At 63.6% G+C, this 19,816-nt stretch carries 19 protein-coding genes; 13 read left to right on the top strand and 6 right to left on the bottom strand.

Going from position 1 to position 19,816, the window contains the following annotated elements; all coding sequences use genetic code 11:
* Positions 1 to 9 precede the first annotated feature (9 nt).
* Positions 10 to 471, top strand: a complete 462-nt coding sequence (locus E1B25_RS07125; protein WP_165937567.1) for a flavin reductase family protein — start codon at positions 10 to 12, stop codon at positions 469 to 471.
* Positions 472 to 834: 363 nt separating this feature from the next.
* Here the strand turns inward: E1B25_RS07125 and E1B25_RS07120 are convergent, their stop codons facing one another.
* Genes E1B25_RS07120 through E1B25_RS07100 form a run of 5 tightly spaced genes read right to left on the bottom strand, consistent with a single transcriptional unit; the run spans position 835 to position 7,373 of the window.
* Positions 835 to 2,385 (bottom strand): indolepyruvate oxidoreductase subunit beta family protein, encoded by a 1,551-nt coding sequence (locus tag E1B25_RS07120; protein ID WP_132828068.1) that lies wholly within the window; start codon positions 2,383 to 2,385, stop codon positions 835 to 837.
* The gene (locus tag E1B25_RS07115; RefSeq protein WP_132828067.1) at positions 2,385 to 4,532 is read right to left on the bottom strand and encodes a thiamine pyrophosphate-dependent enzyme; all 2,148 of its coding nucleotides are present in this window, start codon (positions 4,530 to 4,532) and stop codon (positions 2,385 to 2,387) included. The genes E1B25_RS07120 and E1B25_RS07115 overlap by 1 nt, the downstream gene beginning before the upstream one ends.
* A gap of 9 nt (positions 4,533 to 4,541) precedes the next feature.
* Positions 4,542 to 5,012, bottom strand: a complete 471-nt coding sequence (locus E1B25_RS07110; RefSeq protein ID WP_132828066.1) for a MarR family winged helix-turn-helix transcriptional regulator — start codon at positions 5,010 to 5,012, stop codon at positions 4,542 to 4,544.
* Entirely contained in the window at positions 5,009 to 6,577 is a 1,569-nt protein-coding gene (locus E1B25_RS07105) for a phytoene desaturase family protein (protein ID WP_132828065.1), read from the bottom strand. Before E1B25_RS07105 ends, E1B25_RS07110 begins: the two co-directional genes overlap by 4 nt.
* 4 nt (positions 6,578 to 6,581) lie before the next feature.
* On the bottom strand, positions 6,582 to 7,373 hold the full coding sequence (locus E1B25_RS07100) for a cyclase family protein (RefSeq protein ID WP_132828064.1): 792 nt from the start codon (positions 7,371 to 7,373) through the stop codon (positions 6,582 to 6,584).
* A 110-nt stretch (positions 7,374 to 7,483) separates the two neighbouring features.
* Between E1B25_RS07100 and E1B25_RS07095 the strand changes: the two genes are divergently transcribed.
* The 6 genes from E1B25_RS07095 to E1B25_RS07070 all read left to right on the top strand — a co-directional run bounded on the left by E1B25_RS07095 (position 7,484) and on the right by E1B25_RS07070 (position 14,255).
* Positions 7,484 to 9,055 (top strand): phytoene desaturase family protein, encoded by a 1,572-nt coding sequence (locus tag E1B25_RS07095; RefSeq protein ID WP_245510633.1) that lies wholly within the window; start codon positions 7,484 to 7,486, stop codon positions 9,053 to 9,055.
* A gap of 86 nt (positions 9,056 to 9,141) precedes the next feature.
* Positions 9,142 to 10,671 (top strand): ABC transporter substrate-binding protein, encoded by a 1,530-nt coding sequence (locus tag E1B25_RS07090; protein ID WP_132828062.1) that lies wholly within the window; start codon positions 9,142 to 9,144, stop codon positions 10,669 to 10,671.
* A gap of 67 nt (positions 10,672 to 10,738) precedes the next feature.
* A complete protein-coding gene (locus E1B25_RS07085; RefSeq protein WP_165937566.1) occupies positions 10,739 to 11,749 on the top strand; it encodes an ABC transporter permease in 1,011 nt (336 codons plus the stop codon).
* Positions 11,742 to 12,593, top strand: a complete 852-nt coding sequence (locus E1B25_RS07080; RefSeq protein ID WP_132828061.1) for an ABC transporter permease — start codon at positions 11,742 to 11,744, stop codon at positions 12,591 to 12,593. Before E1B25_RS07085 ends, E1B25_RS07080 begins: the two co-directional genes overlap by 8 nt.
* Positions 12,590 to 13,456, top strand: coding sequence for an ABC transporter ATP-binding protein (locus E1B25_RS07075; RefSeq protein ID WP_132828060.1), 867 nt, complete (start codon positions 12,590 to 12,592; stop codon positions 13,454 to 13,456). Before E1B25_RS07080 ends, E1B25_RS07075 begins: the two co-directional genes overlap by 4 nt.
* Positions 13,449 to 14,255, top strand: coding sequence for an ATP-binding cassette domain-containing protein (locus tag E1B25_RS07070; protein WP_132828059.1), 807 nt, complete (start codon positions 13,449 to 13,451; stop codon positions 14,253 to 14,255). Before E1B25_RS07075 ends, E1B25_RS07070 begins: the two co-directional genes overlap by 8 nt.
* A 21-nt stretch (positions 14,256 to 14,276) precedes the next feature.
* Here E1B25_RS07070 and E1B25_RS07065 read toward each other — a convergent pair whose 3' ends face one another.
* Entirely contained in the window at positions 14,277 to 15,257 is a 981-nt protein-coding gene (locus E1B25_RS07065) for a DMT family transporter (protein ID WP_132828058.1), read from the bottom strand.
* A 156-nt stretch (positions 15,258 to 15,413) separates the two neighbouring features.
* Between E1B25_RS07065 and E1B25_RS07060 the strand changes: the two genes are divergently transcribed.
* From E1B25_RS07060 to E1B25_RS07040, 6 genes are all read left to right on the top strand, one after another.
* Positions 15,414 to 15,944 (top strand): SRPBCC family protein, encoded by a 531-nt coding sequence (locus E1B25_RS07060; protein WP_132828057.1) that lies wholly within the window; start codon positions 15,414 to 15,416, stop codon positions 15,942 to 15,944.
* 89 nt (positions 15,945 to 16,033) lie between these two features.
* Positions 16,034 to 16,963: an ABC transporter ATP-binding protein gene (locus tag E1B25_RS07055; RefSeq protein ID WP_132828056.1), complete on the top strand. Its 930-nt coding sequence runs from the start codon at positions 16,034 to 16,036 to the stop codon at positions 16,961 to 16,963.
* Positions 16,960 to 17,721 (top strand): ABC transporter permease, encoded by a 762-nt coding sequence (locus tag E1B25_RS07050; RefSeq protein ID WP_132828055.1) that lies wholly within the window; start codon positions 16,960 to 16,962, stop codon positions 17,719 to 17,721. The genes E1B25_RS07055 and E1B25_RS07050 overlap by 4 nt, the downstream gene beginning before the upstream one ends.
* 152 nt (positions 17,722 to 17,873) lie before the next feature.
* Positions 17,874 to 18,671 carry a S49 family peptidase gene (locus E1B25_RS07045; protein ID WP_132828054.1) on the top strand — a complete coding sequence of 266 codons (798 nt, stop codon included), beginning with the start codon at positions 17,874 to 17,876 and terminating at the stop codon, positions 18,669 to 18,671.
* A complete protein-coding gene (locus tag E1B25_RS22510) occupies positions 18,652 to 18,846 on the top strand; it encodes a hypothetical protein (RefSeq protein ID WP_165937565.1) in 195 nt (64 codons plus the stop codon). Before E1B25_RS07045 ends, E1B25_RS22510 begins: the two co-directional genes overlap by 20 nt.
* A complete protein-coding gene (locus E1B25_RS07040; protein WP_132828053.1) occupies positions 18,843 to 19,796 on the top strand; it encodes a calcium/sodium antiporter in 954 nt (317 codons plus the stop codon). Before E1B25_RS22510 ends, E1B25_RS07040 begins: the two co-directional genes overlap by 4 nt.
* Positions 19,797 to 19,816 lie beyond the last annotated feature (20 nt).

Here is a 19,816-nt window from a genome sequence, read left to right as displayed (position 1 = left end):
CGCGACGCGATGCGCCGCTTTCCCGGGGTGGTGACACTGGTCACCACCCAAGACGGGGAGGCTCGGCGCGGAATCACGGCGACGGCGGTCTGTTCCGTGACCGCCGATCCGCCCAGCCTGCTGGTCTGTCTGAACAAGAGCACCGGCACCTGTGCCGCCGTGGCCAAGACGGGTCACTTCAACGTCAACCTGTTGGGGCAAGAGGCCGAGGATCTGGCGCTGCGCTTTGGGGGGGCCGGCGGCGTGACCGGCGAGGACAAGTTCGCGCAGGGTGACTGGCGCAGGGATGACAAGGGGCTGCCCTATCTGGCCGACGCGCTGATGAGCCTGTCGCTGGACGTCACCGAGCGGACCGAGGCGGGTAGTCACGTGGTCTATATCGGCAGCATCCGCAGCGTGCGATTCGGCGAGGGCGAGCCATTGCTGTACGAGCAGTCTGCGTTCCGGGCCTTGGCGAGGCAAGAAGAGTAGGGGCGTACCCACCCGCAGGGTTCAAACGACGCCGGGCGCTCCAACGTCGGGCGTTTGGTTTGAGATCTGAAAGCGCACGAACAGCACCGAAGGTGCCGGGCGCGCACCTGCCCGTCCCGGCGGGCTGGCGCTTTGGCAATGGTGTGCTCTGTTCACAGCGGGGATGAATTTGGCGGCCATAAAGCGCGCCGCTCATCTGTAGCGTGCGCCACCCCACGGGCAGGCGCGCGCCCGGCTGACGTTGCGCTCCGTGTGACCGGACTGACCGATCTTTCTGCGGCAAAAGAAAAGCCCGCCGAAATCGACGGGCCTTCCTTGCAGATCCCGGCGAGAGGAGAAACCGCCGGTGGTCCTATGGCTGAATCAGGCGAAGCTGCGCACCGTCTGGATCGCACCGTCCAGCGCCTCGCCCTTTTCGTCCTTGAGTGCTGCCTCGCGTAGTCGGGCGACCCAATCGGCCCCGTCTTCGCGGGTGCGTACCAATTCCGCCCCCTCCATTACCCGGTCGAATTTCGACAGGCTGCGCGCATGGGTGTCGGAATAGCCTTTGACCAGCCGCCGACAGCGCACCAGTTCGACGGCAAAGGCATAGTTCTGCGCCACTGCGCCTTTCACATTGTCCAGCCAGCGGGTCAGGTGTTCTTGCTCATACCTGTGGCGCAGGGTGCGACGGCGATAGCCGCGCAGCCCGCCCAGCACGTACAGCATCAGGAAATTGCCCAGCTTGTGTGTGCGCACGTGCCGGCCTTTGTTGAACCAGCGATCCAGCCGCGCCATGGTCTTCGGGTTCGCCTCGACCTTGGCACCCATCGTTGCGGGCAACATGCCGGCGATTTCCTCGGCGCGGGGGTGCATGAATTCGGTCAGCGCGACGGGGCGGTCGCCCGCGCCCATCTCGTCCTGAATGCGGGCGAAACGTGCGCCGCGCGTTTTCAGGTCGGCCACCCGGATCACATCGTCATAGGCCATGGCGTTGGCGATGTATTTCGCCGCCTCCACTGTCAGCTCATACCCGTGCCCAACCTCGTCCAGCGAGGCAATCGTTTCCAGCCGGTCAAGGTATTCCGCGCCATAGGCGACGTCCTGAAACTTTACCACCTTGCGCAACCCGTGCTGCGCCATCTCCTGCGCCGGGGCGGGCAGGGCGCTCACGCGGGTGGTCAGCGCCTCCCACTTCCTGGTCAGCTGCGCAGGGCCTTGCGGCGCTGCCGTGGCCGGTGCTGGCGCGACTTTTGTCGCCTCGGCTGGATCGACGGCGGCATTCTGCGCCCGCTCAAACGCGGCACCAAAGGCCCGCAGCGAGGCCTCGACCCCCTTGCCAGAGGCGCGGATCGCATCCTCGAAGGCCGCGCGCGGGAACGGCAGCGCGCCAGATCCTGCCAGCGCCCCGAACAGCGAGGACGAGATCACCGAGCCGTTCTCAATCGCCAGCCGGTCCATATCGAACAGGATCAGCTTGTCGGCGGCCACTTCTGCCGCCGCGCGCACCTCCTCGGACGAGGCGATGCCGTCGCCCGGCACCATCTTTTCCGACACCGCCAGCGCCCGGTGGGTCGAGGCGATCAGCGTGGTGCGGTCGGGGGTGACAAAGCCGCGCAGAATGGCGCGCCCGGCCTCCATCATCTCGGCCGCGATCATCACGTCCACATCCCCTGCCGCAGGGGCAAGCGAGAACACCGGCGCGACCTCGCCCATCGGGGCCATTTCCATGTAATAGATCGTGGCGCCGGTCCGCTGTGCCACGCCCGCGACCGAGGTCGCCTGACAGGCATACCCCTGTGACCGGGCGGTGGCCTCGATCCAGTTGGTCAGCACCCCGCCGCCTTGACCGCCGACGGCAAGGACAGCGAGCTTGATGATGGTGTTCAGTTTCTCGTCGGGCTGGCGCGGGGCCAGGGCTTGCTGGATGCTCATCAGACGGTCTCCGGGAATTCAAGGCGTTTGGCGGCGCGGCGGCTTTGCAGCCAACGGATCACACTGGTTGACAGGCCCTGCCACCATTTTTCAAACCCGGTGGCGTTATGCACCACATCGGCGCGGTAAAAGCTGGGGCAGAGCACGGCGGCATCGGCCACCTCGCCGCAGTTGCCGCAGCCAACGCAAGACTGGTCGATATGCGCGATCGGATCGTCGCGCAGCGGATCGTCCAGTTTCTTCAGCGACAGCGATGGGCAGCCCGACAGCCGGATGCAGGCGTGATCGCCGGTGCAGATGTCCTCGTCGACGCCAAAGCGCGGCACCTCGACCCGGGTGCCGTCCTTGATCGCCTTGTTGCGCAGCGGCTTTTCGCGACGCTGGCGGTTCAACATGCACTCGGACGAGGCGACGATGATCTTCGGTCCCGGCTCATCGGTGGTCAGCGCCTCGCGCAGGGTGTCGCGCATCTTGGTCACGTCATAGGTGCGATCAATCTGGCGCACCCATTTGACGCCGATCCCCTTCACCGCGTCCGAGATCGAATTCTGCGTCGCCTTGGTCGGGTTGTCGGCGCGCGACGACAGCACATCCTGCCCACCGGTGGCGGCCGAATAATAGTTGTCGACGATCACCGCCACGCTGTCGGATTTGTTGAACACCATGTTGCCGATCGAGGACGACAGGCCATTGTGCCAGAACCCGCCATCACCCAGAATCGAGATCGCGCGCTTTTCCCCGCCGCCGTCAAAGGCGGCGTTGGAGGCCGGGCCAAGCCCATAGCCCATGGTGGAGCCGCCGACCTCAAAGGGCGGCAGGCAGGCAAACAGGTGACAGCCGATATCGCCGGTGATCTGGTGCTCGCCCAGCTCTTCCTGCACCAGTTTCATGGCGGCAAAGATCGGCCGCTCCGGGCAGCCGGTGCAAAAGCCCGGCGGCCGGGTCGGCACGGTTTTCGACAGGTCGGGGATCGCCGGTGCGGGCTGGTTCGGTGCACGGGCCTGGCCCGGCAGCAGATCGGGGCCATGTTCCTTGAGGAACGCGGTCAGCCCGTCCAGCATCACCTTGCCGGTGTATTCTCCGGCCATCGGCAGCATGTCCTTGCCATGCAGCCGCACCTTCAGCCCCTTGCGCAGGATAAAGGTGGAGAGCGTCTGTTCGATGAATTCCGGCTGGCCCTCCTCGATGACCAGAACAGCGTCCTTGCCCTCGGCAAAGGCGGCGAATTCATCGCTGACCAGCGGATAGGTCACGTTCAGGCAATAGACCGGGATATCAGAGTTGCCATAGATGTCGGCCAGCCCCAGCCGCTGCAACGCCCGGACCACGCCGTTATACATGCCGCCTTGGCAGACAAGGCCGATCTTGGCATCGCTCGGCCCGAACATCTCGTTCAGCTTGTGCTCGATGATGTATTTCTCGGCGGCAGGCCAGCGGTTGTCGATCTTGTCCTGCTCGTGCGCGAAAGCCGCCGGCGGCAGCACCACGCGGTTGAAATCCTTTTTCGGGTTCGACAGCGCGTCCTTCACCGTCAGGGGCGGGGCAACGTTGTCGCTGCACTCGAAACTGCCGGTCACATGGCACGAGCGGATGCGCACGGTCATCATGACGGGGGTGTTCGACGCCTCGCTCAGAGCAAACCCGTCGCCCACCGCCTTGACGATCGAGGGCAGGCTGGGGCGCGGGTCCAGCAGCCAGATCTGTGATTTCATCGCGAAAGGGTGGCTGCGCTCCTGCATGATCGAGGAGCCTTCGCCATAGTCCTCGCCGACGATGATCAGCGCGCCGCCATTGACGCCGGATGAGGCAAGGTTGGCCAGCGCATCCGAGGCGACGTTCACCCCGACCGGCCCCTTGAAGGTGACCGCCCCGCGGATCGGATAATGCACCGAGGCCGCCAGCATGGCCGCCGCCGCCGCCTCTGAGGCGTTGGCCTCGAACCGCACACCCAATTCGCCCAACAGCTCTTCGGCATCTGCAAGCACGTCCATCAGGTGGCTGATCGGCGCGCCTTGATAGCCGCCGACATAGCCGACGCCGTTTTCCAGCAACGCCTTGGTGATCGCCAGAATCCCCTCGCCGGTAAAGGTCTCTCCCTTGCCCTGACGCAGGTGCTCGACTTCCTTTTTAAAGGATCTTTCGGCCATGTTTTTCCCTCAGAATTCGTTCCTGCGCACATTGCGCAGGAGTTTGTGCAGGATCGCCAGAAAGGCCTGTTGTTCGGCCTCCGAGATCCCGTGAAACATTTGTTCATAGGCGCGCGCCATGGCGGGCCAATGCCGCTCGAACGCGGCGCGGCCCGTCTCGGTGATAAAGACGCGGGTGGCGCGGCTGTCGTCCTTGTCGGTCTCGCGTCGGATCAGACCGTCGCCCGCAAGCCCGTCCAGCGCCCGGCTGAGCGTGGATTGCTCGACCACGGCATAGATCGAGAGTTCGCGAATCAGGATGCCGTCGATCACCGCCAGCACCGCCAGCGCGCGCATCTTGGGCGTACTCATACCCTGATGCGCCATATCCTCGCGCAGGCTGGCGTTATAGCGGCCCATGATGCGGTTCATCAGATAGGGCGCGAAATTATTCAGCCCGATTTCGCCCAGCCGGCGCGGTGCCGTGACCTGATCCTTCATCCGCCCAGCCTTTTGGCGGCGTTGAAGCCCGAGCCGCCGCCCAGCCCCGGTCCGGGATGGGTCGAGGCGCCGATATGGTGCAACCCCTTGAGCGCCGTCGTGCCGTTGCGCGACCACGGGAACGGACGAAAGACAAAGAACTGGTCGATGCCGCATTGCCCGCCATAGGGGTCGCCGCCCACAAGGTTCACGTTCATCGCTTCCAGATCGGCGGGGGAATAGGCCCGGCGCGCCAGCTTGATGGCGTCGAAATCCTTGATATGCGCCGCAAGGATCGCCTCGATCCGGTCGGCATAGGCCTCGCGCGTGGCTTCGTCCCACTGGCCGCTGATCGCGATCTCGCCCGCCGCGTCGCCCTTGATCACGCGCGGCGCGTCAGGGATTTGCAGCCATAGGATCGCCTTGCCCTCGGGGCAGCGGCTCGGGTCCAGCCGGTGCGGCTGGCCGACACAGATGGTCGGGGTCTGCGGGATCATCCCGCGCTCGGCCTCGTTGGCGGATTTTGACACCGCGTCGATGCCGTCCGAGAGATGGATCAGCGCCACATCGTCAAGCCCGTCGGTCAGCCATTCGGGGGCGCGCTCCAGCGCGAAATGGAGCTGGAAATCGCCGCGCCCATGACGATAGGCGCGCGCGCCCGCCTGATCCTCGGGGCGGGCATGATCGCGCAGCAACCGAGTCATAAGCTGGCCGGGGGCGACCGAGGCCAGCACGTTGCCGGCCATGATCTTTTCGCCCGCGGCGGTCTCGACCCCGGTGGCGCGGCCGCGCTCGACAAGGATACGATCCACATCAACCCCGGTGCGAATCTCACCACCATGTTCTTCGATCAAGGCGCGAAAGGCATCGACGGCGCGGGCGGTGCCGCCCTTGACCACCGGCGCACCGGCAGCCTCCAGCGCAAAGGCCACGACCTTTGCCATCTGGCCGGAATAGGTCGACTCGGGCGTCAACCCGCAATGCAGCACCCAAGGGGCCCAAAGCGCCTGAATATCTTCGCTGTCATAGCTGGTCTCAAGCCAGCCGCGCGCCGGGATCAGCGCTTCGCCGATCCATGATTTCAACCCGTTCAGCCCGCGTTTCCACGCCTGCGCGGCCAACAGCTTCGCGGTGCCGCGCGACCACAGGTCACCGCCCAGCAGAGCAAAAAGAAACGGCGCGTCGGCCTCGATACCGCCGACGTCGGCGGCATGGCGATCGCCGTCGCCCTCGGCCAGCGCATTGAACGCGGCCACATTCGCCGCGCGCTCCATGCTCAGTACGGTGGCGCGCCCACCCGGCCGCAACACGGCGGTCGGATGGGCGGTATGACAGAACTCCAGCCCGTGCCGTCCCAGATCCTCGGCCAGTTCGCCATAGGCGGGCGAGGTCAGGAACAGCACAAAGGTGGCGGCCATCACGTCATGTTGAAAGCCGGGCAGCGTGGCCTCTTCGGTCATCATGCAGCCGCCAGCGCGGGATTCGCGCTCCAGCAACATGACTTTCTTGCCTTTGCGCGCCAGCAGCGCGCCCGCGACCAACGCGTTGATCCCGCTTCCGATGATGACGTGATCGACCCCGCTCATGGCTTCAGTCCTTCGGCTTCAGCGCCAGCGCGCGGATCGGGCTGCCGGTGCCCTTCTGGATCTTCAGCGGGGCGACGATCAGGATGGCACCCTTGGCCGGCAGTTGGTCCAGATTGGCCAGCGAGGCCAGACCAAAGCGGTTGTTGGCATGCAGCAGGTTATGCGCCGGGTAGGGCGGTTGCATCCCGCCGGCCATGCCCGCATCGGTGCCGATGCACTGGCTGCCCCAACCGACAATGCCCTTGTCGATCAGATACTGGATCACCTCGGCGGTGGGTCCGGGGGTGTGCGGGCCGGTTTCGTCGGCGTTCAGGAACTTGGCTTCGTCGTCGCCGTATTGGTCCCAGTCGCTGCGCAGAACGACCCATTCACCGGCGTTGATCTCGCCATGCTCGGCCTCCCAGGCCTTTACATGATCAATGGTCAGCAGGAAGTCAGAGTCGGCCCCGGATTCCTTGGAGAAATCGAGCACGTTGACCGGTGCGATCAGCCGCTGCACCTTCAGCGTATCGGTATAGCCTTCGGGATTGTCGCGCCCGGTAATCCAGTGATGCGGCGCATCGAAATGGGTGCCTGTATGTTCCCCCAGAACCATCCAGTTCCACGCAAAGAACGGGCCGTCTTCGTCGTATTCGCTGATCTTGTGGATCTCGACCTTAGGGGTGTTCTTGGCGAAATCTTCGGGCAATTGCAGAATTGGCGTGTCCGGGCTCAGCACCCCGGTGCAGTCGACCACTTCGATCCCGCCCGAGGCGAGCATCGCCCCCAGATCGCCCAGAATGTTTGATGCGCTCATCTTTTGCTCCTCAGCTGACTTGACGCCACTCTCAGGCGTCTGGATGTGAAACAATGCTAGACAGGATTAAATGCTTTTGCAAATATATTGGTAAGAATAGGGAGTATGTGTTGGGACAGTTATCTGCGGATGCAGTTATTATTGGCAGCGGTGTCAATTCGCTGGTCTGTGCGCACCATCTGGCCAAACGCGGCTGGTCGGTGATCGTGCTGGAGCAGGCGGACGAACCCGGTGGTGCCGTGCGCACAGGGGAATATACCGGCGCGGGTTTTGCCCATGACTGGGCCGCGATGAATCTGTCCATGTTTGCCGGCTCCCCGTATTTTCAAGAGAATGCAGCGGAACTGGCGACGCATGGGTTGGAGTTCGTCGGGGCAAGCAACTGTTTTGCCAGCGTCTTCCCGGATGATACATGGCTTGGGATCGGCACCGATGCGGTGGCGAACCGCGCCCGCATCGCGGCGATGTCAGAGACCGACGCGCAAGCATGGGATGCGCTGACGGCGGCCTTTCCTGCCGAGTCCGAACATATCCTCGGATTGCTGGGGGCACGGATGAATTTACGTGCAATAGCATCTATAGCGTGGAAATCCCTGCGCAAGAAAGGGGCCGGCGGCAGCTTGGATCTGGCGCGTTTTCTGGCCTCTTCCCCGCGTGTCTGGCTTGAGGAAACCTTCGAATCGCCTAAACTTCGGGCACTTCTCGGCTCGTGGGGGATGCATCTGGATTTTGCCCCCGATATCACCGGGGGGGCGATGTTCCCCTATCTTGAAGCGATGGCGAACCAGGCCTTTGGCATGGCCTTGGGCAAAGGCGGGGCGGGCACCATTGTCACCGCCATGCAGGGCGCGATCGAGGCCCGCGGCGGGCGCATTCTGTGCAGCACCCCGGTTGAACGCATCCTGCATGCGGATGGCAAGGCGACCGGCGTGATCGCGGGCGGCGAGACCATTACCGCAAACCGGGCGGTGATCGCCAATGTGGCGCCGCGCGCGATGCTGGAACTGACCGGCGGCAGCGGCACCGACCGCTATGATACCGCGATGAAGAAGTTTCGCCATGCGCCGGGCACGATGATGATCCATCTGGCGCTGTCGGATCTGCCCGACTGGGCCGCCGGGGCAGAGCTGCGCGACTATGCCTATGTCCATATCGCGCCGTCGCTGGATCAGATGGCGCGCACCTATGCGCAGGCCACGGCGGGGCTGTTGCCGGACGAGCCGGTGATCGTGGTGGGCCAACCCACCACCGTCGATCCGTCCCGCGCCCCCGAAGGGCAGCATACGCTTTGGGTGCAGGTGCGCATGGCCCCGGGCGAGATCCGGGGCGATGCCGCCGGTAAGATCACGGCGACCAGTTGGGACGAGGCGGCGCAGCCCTTTGCTGAGCGCGCGCTGGCGCTGATCGAACACTATGCCCCCGGCACCCGCTCCAAGATTCTGGCGCAGCGCATCGTCGCGCCCACGGATCTGGAGGCCGACAATCCCAACCTTGTCGGCGGCGATCAGGTGTGTGGCAGTCACCACCTGAGCCAGCATTTCCTGTTCCGTCCGGCGCGCGGATATGCCGACGGCTCGACCCCGATCACCGGGCTGTACCAGACCGGCGCCGCCGTTTGGCCCGGGGCCGGGACAGGCGCCGGGGCCGGGTATCAGCTTGGCCTGAAACTGGCCGGGAAATAACCGATCAGGAGAAATCGACCGAACCTATGGTAAGACAGACCGTACAAAACGAATAACAAATCCTACAAAATCAACAGGGGAACGACATGACCAAACTGACACGACGCAGCCTGCTCAAGGGCACGGCGGCCGCCGCTACACTGGCCGCTGCCGCGCCGAACTTCGCCTGGGCGCAACAGATCGACGAGCTGATCATCGCCTATAACGTCAACCTGCCGAGCTGGGATCCGACCGTGGGCTCCTCGGCGGTGAACCCGACCATTCAGGGCATCTACCAGTCGGTATTCGATCAGTTCATCCTGCAACAACCCGACCTTGCACCGGCCCCCGGCCTGCTGACCGCCTGGGGTTGGAATGACGACCGCAGCCAGATCTGGATGGATGTGCGCGAAGGCGTGAAATGGCACGATGGGTCGGACTTTACCGCCGAGGACGTGGCCTGGAGCCTGGCGCGCGTTGCCAACCCCGAGACCGGAAGCCCGATCCAGTTCGTCTGGGGCACGCTGGAAAACCACCGGGTCGAGGACAATCGCGTCATTGCCGACGTGAAACAGTTCGACCCGACCATCTTCAAATGGATGTACTTCCTCACCGGTTACGTGCTGCCCAAGGCCTATTACGAAAAGGTCGGCGCCGACGGGTTCGAGGCCGCGCCGATCGGCACCGGCCCCTATATGGTCGAGAAATACGAGCGCAACGCCTATGTCCGCCTGAAGGCAAACGAAAACTACTGGGGCGGCGCGCCGGAGTTCAAATCCGTGACGATCAAGTTCGTCACCGACGCCGCCGCCCGCGTGGCCGAGGTGGAATCGGGCAATTCCCATGTCACGCTGGAAATGCCCTATGAAGAGTTTGACCGCCTCAAGGCCGGCAAACTGGAAGGTGTCGCCGCGCCGATTTCGGATATCGGGATGATCTTCTTCAACGATATCGAGGTGATGACCGACCCGAACGTGCGCAAGGCCGCCGTCATGGCGGTGGACAAACAGGCCATCGTCGACCGCCTTCTGTCGGGCTATGGCGTGCCGATCGATACGCTTGAGACGCCGGAATACGACGCCTATGATGCCACCATCAAGACGCCCTATGACCCCGAAGGGGCCAAGGCGCTGTTGGCTGAATCTGGCTATTCCACCGACAACCCGGTCAAGTTCACCATCCAGACCACCCGTGGTTTCAAGCCCAAGGATTATGAGATCATCCAAGCCATCGTCGGGCTGTGGCGTCGGGTTGGCATCGAGGCCGAGATCGAAGTCTATGAGGTCGCCAAGCATTACGAACTGCGCGCGGCCGACCAACTTGCACCGGCGGCGTTCTACAACTGGGGCAACTCGGTGGGCGATCCGACAACCTCGACCGGGTTTGCCATGTATGGCCCCTCGCCCCACTCGGTTTGGGACGGACAGGATCTGATCGACATGATCAACCCGCTCTGGGGCGAACCGGACGAGGCCAAGCGCATTGAAGGCTGGAAGGGCGTCAGCCGTTATATTGCCGACAACGCGCTGGTGCTGCCGTTGCTGCAATACGTGCAGCCGATCCTGCATGCGCCGGGCATCAAGGTGGTCCCGCATGCCTCGGGCGCGCTGTTGCCGCATCTGATGACCCGCGCCTGATCGCATTCTTGCAAACTTCTGACCGGAGGGCGGCACGATCCGCCCTCCGGCATTTGGAAACATATTCATGACATTGCTCAGACGGATCCTGCTGCGATTGCTGACCATGGCGATCACGCTGATCGGCGTGGCCATCATCGTCTTTTTCGTTATCCGCGTCGTGCCCGGCAACCCGATCGCCATGATGCTGCCCCCCGGTGCGGGGGAAGAGGACATCGCCCGGCTCAAGGCGCTTTACGGGCTGGACAAGACCATCCCCGAACAATTCGTGATCTGGCTGAACGGCGTGCTGCACGGTGATTTCGGCACCTCGATCACCTCGCGCCAACCGGTGCTGAAGCTGGTCTTGTCGCGGCTGCCTGCGACGCTCGAGCTGTCGATCATGGCGCTGGTGATCGCGGTGATCCTTGGCGGCACGCTAGCGCTGACCGGAACGCGGCGGCGCGGCACAAGGACCGAAGGCACCATCGACATCGTCAATGGTATGGCGCTGTCGGTGCCGGATTTCCTTTGGGGGCTGGTGTTTATCCTGCTGTTCGGGGTGCTGTGGCCGGTCTTTCATATCTCGGGCCGGGTCTCGCCGGCGTTGGATCTGCCGTTCGTCACCAATTTCTACCTGTTCGAAAGCGTGCTGCGGCTGCGCTTTGATATCTGGGCCGATCTGGTGTCGCATATGTTCATGCCCGCGCTGGCGCTGGCGATCCCGCTGGCGGCGATTATTTCCCAGCTTCTGAAACAATCGCTGAAGGAAACCATGCATCTGGATTACGTGACGCTGTCGCGCACCAAGGGCTATGGCGAAAACCACGTCATCACGCATGAGGCGCTGCCCAATGCCGTGCTGCCGACGCTGACCCTGATCGGGGTGCAGTTTACCTTTCTGATCGGCGGCACCGTCATCATCGAGCGGCTGTTTTCCTATGAGGGGCTGGGCAATATGGCGATCGACGCGGTGATCAACCGCGATCTGCCCTTGATACAGGGGATCGTGATCCTGTTCGCTTTGATCTTTACGGTGGTCAATCTGGTCGTTGATTTGACCTATGCTGCCCTGAACCCGAGGTTGCGCAATGGCTGATGCACGTGGACTTGTGAAACGTCGCGCCGGGGTGCGGCTTTGGTTGTCGGCCAGTTGGCTGGGCTTGCTGGTGCTGGCGGCGGTGTTTGCGCCGCTGATCGCGCCGCAGGACCCGCTGATGCAGGATCTGTTCGGCGCCCGCCTGCCGCCGTTCTGGGAGGCGGGGTCCGACGCCGCGTTTCCGCTGGGCTCGGATTCGCTGGGGCGTGATGTGCTCAGCCGCATCATCTATGGGGCGCGGCTGGCGCTGGGGGTGGCCCTGATCGCGGGCACGCTGACCTGCCTGATCGGGTCGTTTCTGGGGCTGATCGCGGGCTATTTCCGCGGCTGGCCGGACATGGTGATCTCGCGGCTTGTCGATATCTGGATGGCTTTTCCGCCGGTGCTGTTCGCCATCCTGTTGATCGCGGTTCTGGGCACCGGGTTGAGTTCAATCATCATCGCCATCGTGGTGATCGACTGGACCCGCTTTGCCCGCGTCATCCGGGCCGAGGCGATGAGTCAGGGTGCGATGGACTATGTCGCCTCGGCGCAGGTCTCGGGGCGCAAACGGTTTTCCATCATGCTAGCCGAGATCCTGCCCAATGTGTTGCCCACCATCGTCGTTCTGCTGACGCTGGAAATGGGCATCGCGGTGATCGTCGAAGCGATCCTGAGTTTCGTCAACCTGTCGATCTCGACCGATCAACCGACCTGGGGCAGCATGATCTCGGAAGGTCGTCTGTCGATCCATCAGGCGTGGTGGGTGCTGGTGTTTCCGCTGGTCACCTTGTTTCTGACCGTCCTCAGCTTCAGCCAGCTTGGCGAAGGGCTGAAGGACCATTTCGATCCGGTGCTGAGATGAGTTTTCTGACGATCGAGAATCTGAGCGCCCATGTGGGGCCATCGCCGATCCTGCGCGACGTGTCGCTGTCGGTCGAGGCTGGCGAGGTGCGCGGGCTGGTGGGCGAAAGCGGGGCCGGCAAAAGCATGATCGGCAAGGCAGTTCTGGGCACCTTGCCGCTGGCGGTGCAGGTCACATCGGGCCGCATCCTGCTGGACGGCGAGGATCTTCTGGCGATGCGTCCGCGCGATCGGCGTCGGGTGATCGGGGCCAAGGCGGCGCTGATCCCGCAGGACCCGCTGACCGCGCTGAACCCGTCGCGCCGGGTCGGGCCGCAGATCACCAACCGGCTGGTCGATATCCTTGGATGGACCCGGCAGGATGCCCAGATGCGCGCGCTGGAGCTGTTGCACGAGGTCTCGATCCCCGAGCCGGAGCGGGTGATGCGGGCCTATCCGCATGAGCTCTCGGGCGGGATGCGTCAACGCATTCTGATCGCTTCGGCCTTTGCCGCCGAACCCCGGCTGATCATCGCGGACGAGCCGACCACGGCGCTTGACGTAACGGTGCAGAAACAGATCCTGAAGCTGATCAGGCAGATGCAACAGCGCCACGGCACCGCGTTGCTGTTCGTGACCCATGATCTGGGCGTGGTCTCCAAGGTGTGCCAGTCGCTGACGGTGCTGTTTGGCGGCCTAGTGCTGGAAGATACCCGGGTGGAGCCGTTTTTTGCCCATCCGAGCCATCCCTATTCCGCCGCGCTTTTGGCGGCGACGCCGAAATACACCGATCCCGATGCCAGCCTGACCCCGGTCCCCGATGCGGTGATCGAAGGCGTGCAGGCCGAGATTGCCGCCCATGACAGGATGCAGCCCCATGTCTGACACACCGATCTATGACATCGAGAACCTGCACCTGTCGTTTCCCGACTTGGCGCATAAGCCGCTTCTGGGGCCGGCGCTGCGGGTTGAGATCCTCAAGGGCATCTCGTTGAGCATTGCGAAAGGCGATGTGGTGGGCATCGTCGGTGGCTCGGGCTCGGGGAAATCCACCCTTGGCCGGGCGATGATCCGGCTGCTGGAACCCGACAGCGGTGCCATCCGGTTCGACGGACAGGACATCACCCATCTGGACGAGGATGCGTTGCGTCCGCTGCGGCGCAGGTTCCAGATGATCTTTCAGGACCCGATGTCCTCGCTCAACCCGCGCCGCACCGTGGGCGCGATCATTGCCGGGCCGCTGCGGTTGCAGGGGGTCGACCGGGTGTCGGCGCGGGTCGATCAGGCGTTGGATCACGTCGGCCTGCCGCGCGCCTTTCGCACCCGCTATCCGCATGAGCTGTCGGGCGGGCAGCGCCAGCGCGTCGGCATCGCGCGGGCCATCGCGACCGAGCCGGATTTCATCCTCGCGGACGAGATCGTCTCCGGTCTTGATGTCTCCAGTCAGGCGCAGGTGCTGAACCTGTTGGAGCAACTGGTGCAGGAACTGGGTCTGACGTTGGCCTTTATCAGCCATGACCTGTCGGTGATCCGCAGGCTGTGCCGTCACACGCTGGTGCTGTATCGCGGCGAGGTGGTGGAATACCGCGAGACCCAAGCGCTGTTCGATGCGCCGCAGGCCGCCTATACGCGCGAGCTGCTGGATGCGATCCCGCTGCCCGATCTGGAACAGGTCTGGGACTGAGCCGCACCTTGGCCGGGGGGCTCAGTCCCGTCGGCCAAGGCCGGTGCGCGCGATCCGGCGCGCCTTTTGCTGTTCGCGCAGGAACACGAACAGCCCCGCGCCCATGATCAGGGCGATGCCTGTCCACACCTCCCACGAGGGCAGGGAGCCCCAGATCGCCCAGCCCCAAAAGACCGCCAGCGGCAAGCCCACATATTCGAACGGTGCGACCGTGGCGGCATCGGCCAACCGATAGGCTTGGCTCAGACAATAACCGATGATCGCCGCGTTCATCCCCAGACCGACAAGATAGATCCAGTCGCCGTCCCGCGGCCAGACCCAGGCGCGCAACAGGAACTGCACGCTGGCATTGTTGCTGGCCTCGGCAAAGCGGCCGTCGCCGGCGACCACCCAGAATCCCAGTGAGACCAGAATGAACATTGCCTGAATATAGACCGCCAGCGCCGAGGCCTTGGTGGTGGCCCCCAGTTTGCGCGTCATGATCTGCATGAGCGCATAGGCCAGCGCCGAGAGCACCGGCAGCAGCAGCATCAGGCGACTGACCTCCAGGTCGCCGCTGCCCTGCCAAGGGCGCTGCATGAGCACCACCCCGGCAAAGCCGACGATCACGGCGCCCATGCGCAGCGGTCCGACCTTTTCGCCCAGAAGCGGGATCGATAGCAACGTGATGAAAAGCGGCGCGGCAAAGAACAGCGCCGTGGCATCGGCCAACGGCAGCACCGCCAGCGCAAGGAAAAAGGTCATGTTGGCGATGACCACCATCAGCCCGCGCAGCATGTGCAGCCCCGGTTGCCGGGTGCGCAGGACCGACCAGCCCCCTTCGAGCTGCACCATCGTCAGGCTGAACAGGATGCCAATGGCCGAACGGGTGAACACCACCTGATGGAGCGGGTAGCCGCCCGACAGTTGCTTGATCAGCATGTCGTTGACCGAAATGGACAGGACCCCGATCAGAACGAGGACGATTCCTGCCCCCGGTCGACTTTGCGCAGCGATTTGCATGGCCCCTCCCGTAAGACTGCCTGTTGGCTATCACGATAGCCGCCCCCGTCAATCGCCCGTTTCCGACATTTTCCTGCGTATGCGAGGGGCAAGGCCGCTTGGCCCACGGGGCGTCCTCGGGTAGACCTGTCATTTCAAGAGGAGAGGTTGCGCACCATGCATATGAGCGACGAATGCGAGATCAAGGCCGATCCGGCCACCGTTTATGCCGCGATTCTGGACCCGGAGATGCTCAAGGCCTGCGTGCCGGGCGCATCTGCGGTCGAGGGCAATCCGCAGGATGGCTATACCGCCACGGTGACGCAGAAGGTCGGCCCGGTAAAGGCCACCTTCAAAGGGGTCGTCACCATGTCCGACCTGGTGGAGAACGAAAAGCTTACCATCACGGGCGAAGGCAAGGGCGGCGCCGCGGGCTTTGCCAAGGGCGGTGCGACTGTAACCCTCGCTGCTGTGGGTGAGGGGGCGACGCTGCTGTCCTATGAGGTCGACGCCAAGGTCGGCGGCAAGCTGGCGCAGCTTGGCAGCCGGCTGATCGACGGCTTTTCCAAGAAGATGGCGGACCAGTTCTTTCAAAACCTGCAGACGCAGATCGAGGGGCCGGCAGAAGAGGGCGAAGGCGCCGCCGACCCCGAGGGCGAGAGCGGCGAGAAAAAAGGCTGGTTCAAGCGGGTCACGGGCCGCGACTGAGCCTGAGCCAATCTGCGCAGACGGGTATAGGTAAGGGCGCGGGGTGCGTCAGACAGGTCGGCCCAAGGGGCGGACCGGGAGGGAATTTCATGTCCGCGATGCTGTCGATCCGCGATCTGCGCAAGACCTATGAGGGCGGTTTTCAGGCGCTCAAAGGTGTCACGCTCGAGATCGAGCAGGGCGAGATCATCGCCCTGCTGGGCCCCAACGGGGCCGGCAAGACCACGTTGATTTCCACCATCTGCGGCATCACCACGCCAACCGCCGGAGAGGTCACCGTGGGGGGGCATGATATCCTGCGCGATTTTCGCGCCGCGCGCGGGCTGATCGGGCTGGTGCCGCAGGAAATCGCGCTGGAACCGTTCGAGCGGGTGCTCAATACGGTGCGGTTTTCGCGCGGGCTGTTTGGGCATCGCCGCGACGAGGCCCTGATCGAACGGATACTGCGCCGCCTGTCGCTGTGGGACAAGAAGGATGCGCAGGTCAAAGAACTTTCGGGCGGCATGAAACGCCGGGTTCTGATTGCCAAGGCGCTGGCGCACGAGCCCCGGGTGCTGTTTCTGGACGAGCCGACCGCCGGCGTCGATGTCGAGCTGCGCAAGGATATGTGGGACATCGTGGCCGAGCTGAAGGCCGACGGCGTGACGATCATCCTGACCACCCATTACATTGAAGAGGCCGAGGCGATCGCGGATCGCATCGGCGTCATCAACCGGGGCGAGCTGTTGCTGGTCGAGCAGACATCCGCGTTGATGTCGCGTCTGGGCAAAAAACAGATCGAGGTGCAGTTGAGCGCCGCGATCTCCGCGATCCCGCCGACGCTCGCCCGACCGGGGCTGAGCTTGGCAGGGGAGGGCGATGTGCTGGTTTTCGAGTATGACACCCAGGCCGAGCGTATCGGCCTGACCGGCTTGTTGAACGCGATTGCCGCCGCCGGGCTGGTGCTGCGCGACGTCAACACACGCCAGAGCAGTCTGGAAGAAATCTTCGTTGATCTGGTTTCGGAGGAAACACCATGAACTGGGGCGCCATTGCCGCCATCTATCGGTTCGAGATGGCGCGTTTTTTCCGGACCATGTTGCAAAGCTTTCTGTCGCCGGTGCTGTCCACCTCGCTGTATTTCGTGGTATTCGGCACCGCCATCGGCAGCCGCATCGAACAGGTCGAGGGGATCGGCTATGGCGGCTTTATCGTGCCGGGGCTGATCATGCTATCGGTGATCACCCAGTCGATCTCAAACGCTTCTTTCGGGATCTACTTCCCGAAATTCATCGGCACCATTTACGAGCTGCTCTCGGCGCCGGTGAACTTTCTGGAGATCGTGCTGGGCTATGTCGGCGCGGCGGCGACCAAGGCGCTGTTCGTCGGGACCGTGATCCTGTGCACGGCCGCCCTGTTCGTTGATTTCCAGATCGCCCACCCGCTGGCGATGGTGGCGTTCCTGCTGCTGACCTGCCTCAGCTTTGCGCTGCTGGGGTTCATCATCGGGATCTGGGCCGGGAATTTCGAGCAGCTGCAACTGGTGCCGCTGCTGATTGTCACGCCACTGGTGTTTCTCGGCGGTTCTTTCTATTCGATCACCATGTTGCCGCCGGTCTGGCAGACGATCACCTTGTTCAATCCGGTGGTCTATCTGATCTCGGGGTTCCGGTGGTCGTTCTTTGATACGGCGGATGTGCCGGTGGGGCTTAGCCTGTTGGCGATTGGTGGATTCACCTTCCTGTGTCTGGCTGTCATCTGGTGGATTTTCCGCACCGGCTGGCGCATTCGCAGCTGAGCCCGGAGCCGCAGTCCGGGTTCGGTTCGGGTTCGGTTCGGGTTTGGGTCGGGGTCGGCTCGTGGGCGCACGTGACGTGAAATCCTCGCTGCGCGTCTTTCTATCACACCGGTACCTTGTTTGTCGGTGGGCGGCATTCTACATCGGACGGTATGAAGTTGCGCCTCCCATTCATAAAGAACCCGCCGCTTGTTTCGGTGCTGCGCCTGACCGGCACGATCGGTGCCGGTGGGCGCAGTACCCTGAGCGATGCCGCCCTTGCGCCGCTGCTGGAAAAAGCATTCCGCAGGGGCAAGCCCGCCGCCGTCGCGATCGAGCTCAACTCGCCCGGTGGTTCGCCGGTGCAATCCTCGCTGATCGCAGCGCGCATCCGGCGGCTGTCTGAGGAAACCAAGGTTCCGGTCTTTGCCTTTGTCGAAGACGTGGCCGCCTCGGGCGGCTACTGGCTGGCCTCGGCGGCGGACGAAATCTGGGCCGACGCCAGTTCGATTCTGGGTTCGATCGGGGTGATTTCATCCGGGTTCGGCGCCCATATCCTGTTGGCGCGCCAAGGGGTGGAGCGGCGGGTCCATACCGCGGGTGAGTCCAAATCCATGCTTGACCCGTTCCGCCCGGAAAACCCCGAGGATGTGGCGCGGCTGAAGGTTCTGCTTGGCGATCTGCATGAGAATTTCATCGCCCAGATCAAGACGCGTCGGGGCGACAAGCTGGACGATCAGACCAACCTGTTCACGGGCGAGATCTGGACAGCGCAGCGCGCCACCGATCTGGGCCTGATCGAGGGGATCGCCCATCTCAAGCCCAAGATGCAGGAGCGGTTTGGCGACAAGGTGCAGTTCCGACGCTATGGTCTGCGCCGCCCGTTCCTGCCGCGCTTTGGCGCGCAACTGGCGCAGGACGCCCTTGCCGGTCTTGAGGAACGCGCGGCCTATGCGCGGTTTGGCCTCTGACGTGATTTTCAAGATCGTTTCACTCTTCCTTGTCGGGATGGCGGTGCTGGCCATGTTTGGAAAATTGCGCTTTCCGGGGCAAAAGAAACTCTCCTCGGTGCGTTGTCCGCGGTGCGGGCGGTTCCGGATCGGCTCCGGTCCTTGTGCCTGTGGTCACAAGGGACGTCGTTCATGATGGTTTGGCTTCTTGCCGGTCTCGGGCTGGTGATCCTGCTGCTGGCGGGAGATGCGCTGGTGCGCGGCGCGGTCAATCTCAGCCTGCGGCTGGGTGTGCCAGCGCTGATCGTTAGCCTGACCATCGTGGCCTTTGGCACCTCGGCCCCCGAATTGCTGATTTCGATCCGGGCGGTGCTTGATCATGCGCCGGGTATCGCGCTGGGCAATGTGGTGGGCTCCAACACCGCGAATATCCTGCTGGTGCTGGGGATCCCGGCGATTCTTGCGCATATGCACACCGGGGCCTGTGACAGCCGAAAATCCTATGTCTTCATGCTGGTGGCCACGGTTCTGTTCATCGGGCTGGCCTTTACCGGCACCTTCACGCTGGTGTCCGGTCTGGTGATGCTGGCCATGCTGGCGCTGGTTCTATGGGACCAGATGCGCGACGCGCTGGCGCACCGACGCACTTGCGCCTTGGAGGCCGAGTCACTCGATGGGCTGGAAGAGGCCGACCCGGATATGCCCTATTGGCGCATCAGCGTCTATCTGGCGCTGGGGCTGATCGGTCTGCCGCTCGGGGCCAGCCTGCTGGTCGAAAGCGCCTCGATCATCGCGCGGACCTATGGGGTCAGCGACACGGTGATCGGGCTGACGCTGGTGGCGCTGGGCACCTCACTGCCGGAACTGGCGACCACGGTGATGGCGGCGCTGCGCAAACAGGCCGATGTGGCGCTGGGCAACGTGATCGGCTCCAACATGTTCAATCTGTTGGCCATCATCGGGGCCGCCACGATGTTCGGCCCGATTCCGGTCGATCCCGAATTCCTGCGCTTTGACCTTTGGGTGATGCTGGGGGCGTCTTTGCTGCTGGTGCCCTTCGTGTTCTTCGGTCGCGATCTCACCCGGAGATGGGGCATCGTGCTGAGCGCGCTATATGTCATCTATGTCTGCGCGGTGCTGATGTAACGCACGCCCGCCGCACAAAC

Origin of the sequence: Antarcticimicrobium sediminis (genome assembly GCF_004348975.1) — a bacterium.
GTDB lineage: Bacteria > Pseudomonadota > Alphaproteobacteria > Rhodobacterales > Rhodobacteraceae > Antarcticimicrobium > Antarcticimicrobium sediminis.
This window is presented reverse-complemented; position numbering and strand designations above follow the sequence as displayed.

Bases quoted from the DNA above. Each gene is read 5' to 3' on its own strand.
- E1B25_RS07125 (WP_165937567.1), top strand. From the start codon at position 10: ATGCGCCGCTTTCCCGGGGTGGTGACACTGGTCACCACCCAAGACGGG.
- E1B25_RS07120 (WP_132828068.1), bottom strand. From the start codon at position 2,385: ATGAGCATCCAGCAAGCCCTGGCCCCGCGCCAGCCCGACGAGAAACTG.
- E1B25_RS07115 (WP_132828067.1), bottom strand. From the start codon at position 4,532: ATGGCCGAAAGATCCTTTAAAAAGGAAGTCGAGCACCTGCGTCAGGGC.
- E1B25_RS07110 (WP_132828066.1), bottom strand. From the start codon at position 5,012: ATGAAGGATCAGGTCACGGCACCGCGCCGGCTGGGCGAAATCGGGCTG.
- E1B25_RS07105 (WP_132828065.1), bottom strand. From the start codon at position 6,577: ATGAGCGGGGTCGATCACGTCATCATCGGAAGCGGGATCAACGCGTTG.
- E1B25_RS07100 (WP_132828064.1), bottom strand. From the start codon at position 7,373: ATGAGCGCATCAAACATTCTGGGCGATCTGGGGGCGATGCTCGCCTCG.
- E1B25_RS07090 (WP_132828062.1), top strand. From the start codon at position 9,142: ATGACCAAACTGACACGACGCAGCCTGCTCAAGGGCACGGCGGCCGCC.
- E1B25_RS07085 (WP_165937566.1), top strand. From the start codon at position 10,739: ATGACATTGCTCAGACGGATCCTGCTGCGATTGCTGACCATGGCGATC.
- E1B25_RS07080 (WP_132828061.1), top strand. From the start codon at position 11,742: ATGGCTGATGCACGTGGACTTGTGAAACGTCGCGCCGGGGTGCGGCTT.
- E1B25_RS07075 (WP_132828060.1), top strand. From the start codon at position 12,590: ATGAGTTTTCTGACGATCGAGAATCTGAGCGCCCATGTGGGGCCATCG.
- E1B25_RS07070 (WP_132828059.1), top strand. From the start codon at position 13,449: ATGTCTGACACACCGATCTATGACATCGAGAACCTGCACCTGTCGTTT.
- E1B25_RS07065 (WP_132828058.1), bottom strand. From the start codon at position 15,257: ATGCAAATCGCTGCGCAAAGTCGACCGGGGGCAGGAATCGTCCTCGTT.
- E1B25_RS07060 (WP_132828057.1), top strand. From the start codon at position 15,414: ATGCATATGAGCGACGAATGCGAGATCAAGGCCGATCCGGCCACCGTT.
- E1B25_RS07055 (WP_132828056.1), top strand. From the start codon at position 16,034: ATGTCCGCGATGCTGTCGATCCGCGATCTGCGCAAGACCTATGAGGGC.
- E1B25_RS07050 (WP_132828055.1), top strand. From the start codon at position 16,960: ATGAACTGGGGCGCCATTGCCGCCATCTATCGGTTCGAGATGGCGCGT.
- E1B25_RS07045 (WP_132828054.1), top strand. From the start codon at position 17,874: ATGAAGTTGCGCCTCCCATTCATAAAGAACCCGCCGCTTGTTTCGGTG.
- E1B25_RS22510 (WP_165937565.1), top strand. From the start codon at position 18,652: ATGCGCGGTTTGGCCTCTGACGTGATTTTCAAGATCGTTTCACTCTTC.
- E1B25_RS07040 (WP_132828053.1), top strand. From the start codon at position 18,843: ATGATGGTTTGGCTTCTTGCCGGTCTCGGGCTGGTGATCCTGCTGCTG.